The following is a 2,156-nucleotide window of genomic DNA, read 5'->3' as shown; positions in this document are numbered from 1 at the left end:
AGCAGCGCCACCAACACCGCCAGCGCGATCAACCGACTCACCAACCAATACCTGTACAACATCGCAGGCAAAAAATACGCAGGCGCGGTCGCCGGAACATCCGGCAGCACCAGCAGCCAGATGCCCGGCGGCACCGTCGGTGACTGGATCAACCAGGCACTACAGGTGTTGCAACAGTTGGGCTACAACATCAGCACACTCGATCCGCAGGCCATAGCGATCATCATCCAGTACGAATCCAGCGGCAATCCCAGTGCCATCAACAAAACCGACATCAATGCGCAGCAGGGTAACCACTCGATCGGGCTCATGCAGATCACCGGCACGAATTTCAATCAGTACGCCGCACCTGGACACAAGAACATCTACAACCCGGTCGACAATATCGTTGCCGGGGTCCGTTATGCGATAGGCCGATACGGGTCGGTTAGCAATGTGCCGGGCGTCAAGGACGTACGCAGCGGCCGAGCGTACGAGCCCTACTGATGCCACCACCGCAGCGGGACACACCGGATCCGAGCCTCCACGACGCGCACGAGACCCCGCCAGGCACAACGACATCCGCACCACGCCGGGACGCGACGCGGCGCAGTCCGCCGCGGGCGCCCACCGGTCCATCGGCCGCTCTCGCACAGCAGTCTGCCGCGACCGCGGCCGGACGCGGCCCGACGGCGGGACCGGTCGCCGAATCCGGTACCGCGGCAACCGGATCGCCGACGGTCGCCCGCCCCGACGCGCTCGCTGGATTCGGCACCAGCGCGCCGTACGCGGCGGCGGCGCTCGGCGCGCTGGCATCCATTTCCGCACAGTACGGCACGGCCAACCCGACCGCCGATACCGGTCAGCCGTACGCACCGCCCGCGCTCGGCTCCGGACAACCGACCGCATGGCCCGGCGAATCGGGATCACAGTACGCGGCGAACAATCTCGATACCGGACGCCGCGCGCAATCGACGCAGTCGTTGAACGCCGAACTCGGCCGCCTGCTGGGTGGCGCCGCCGATAGCACGATCCAGGGCCGGGCGGCCATCGATGGCATTATCGCCGAGGTGAATACGGCCATGACCGCACTCGGCGGCGTCGCCGATACCACCGCCGGGCGTCAGATGCTCATCACCACACTCAGCAATGCCTTACATCGCGCGGGCACCGTGCTCGGACAGGGACAGTCGGCGGCGGCGATCACCGCGGATAGGGTTGCCGCACTGGCCGACCGGTTCCTGCAGAATGCGCGCCCGACCCGGCAGCCGCCGCGCCGGGCCCAGCCGAGCACCGGTGGATCCAGTACGCGCCCGCCGCGCACGCGCCCGTCCGGTCAGCAGGGTCAGTGGATCAACGACGCCCTGCGCATCCTGGCCGCCAACGGCTACGACACCCGGTACATCAATCCCGCCGATATCGCCGCGATCATCCAGCACGAATCCGCAGGCGATCCGAATGCGATCAATCTCTGGGACAGCAACGCCGCCAAGGGAACTCCGTCCAAGGGTCTGATGCAGACCATCGATCCCACCTTCAACGCCTACGCGCTGCCCGGCCACCGCGATATCTGGAATCCGGTCGACAACATCATCGCGGGCGTGCGGTACGCCATCGCCCGCTACGGCTCGGTCAGTGACGTGCCCGGCATCCAGGCGATGCACCAAGGCGGACACTACGTCGGATACTGAGCGGGCGATGCGGTCGATGTTCGACTGTCAAGACCAGCGGCTGGCGTGATAACCGCTCGGCAAATTGGTCCTTCTGACGACGGCTCCGGTGTGCGGGGCCTCGACACACTGGCCGTTTCCGATATACATCATAACGTGACCAGGATTCCCATTGTTGAATTCGGAGTCGGGAAAGATCAGGTCACCGGGGCGGATATCGGCCGGATTGACCTTCTGCAGCTGTTGGTACTGGTCGGAGGCCACACGTGGAATCCTTACACCCGCCTGGGCCGCCGCGAATTGCATGAGCCCGGAGCAGTCGAAGGAATTCGGCCCCTCGGCCCCCCACACATACGGATTGCCAAGATGGGCCAAAGCGACCTGGATCGCCTTCTGCGCGGCCGCGGACGCTCCCGCGGCCGAGCCTGCGTATTTTTTGCCTGCGATGTTGTACAGGTATTGATTGGTGAGCCGGTTGATCGCGCTGGCGGTGTCGGTGGCGCTGGC

At 65.4% G+C, this 2,156-nt stretch carries 3 protein-coding genes; 2 read left to right on the top strand and 1 reads right to left on the bottom strand.

Going from position 1 to position 2,156, the window contains the following annotated elements:
• A partial coding sequence (locus tag ABZ293_RS41990) for a transglycosylase SLT domain-containing protein (RefSeq protein ID WP_355189914.1) occupies positions 1–486 on the top strand: 486 nt, incomplete at its 5' end.
• A complete protein-coding gene (locus tag ABZ293_RS41985) occupies positions 486–1,670 on the top strand; it encodes a transglycosylase SLT domain-containing protein (RefSeq protein WP_355189913.1) in 1,185 nt (394 codons plus the stop codon). The genes ABZ293_RS41990 and ABZ293_RS41985, both read left to right, overlap by 1 nt.
• 27 nt (positions 1,671–1,697) lie before the next feature.
• On the opposite strand, the gene ABZ293_RS41980 is transcribed toward ABZ293_RS41985, so the two are convergent.
• A partial coding sequence (locus ABZ293_RS41980; RefSeq protein WP_355189912.1) for a C40 family peptidase occupies positions 1,698–2,156 on the bottom strand: 459 nt, incomplete at its 5' end.

Source organism: Nocardia sp. NPDC005998, from assembly GCF_040614395.1.
Classification (GTDB): domain Bacteria; phylum Actinomycetota; class Actinomycetes; order Mycobacteriales; family Mycobacteriaceae; genus Nocardia.
This window is presented reverse-complemented; position numbering and strand designations above follow the sequence as displayed.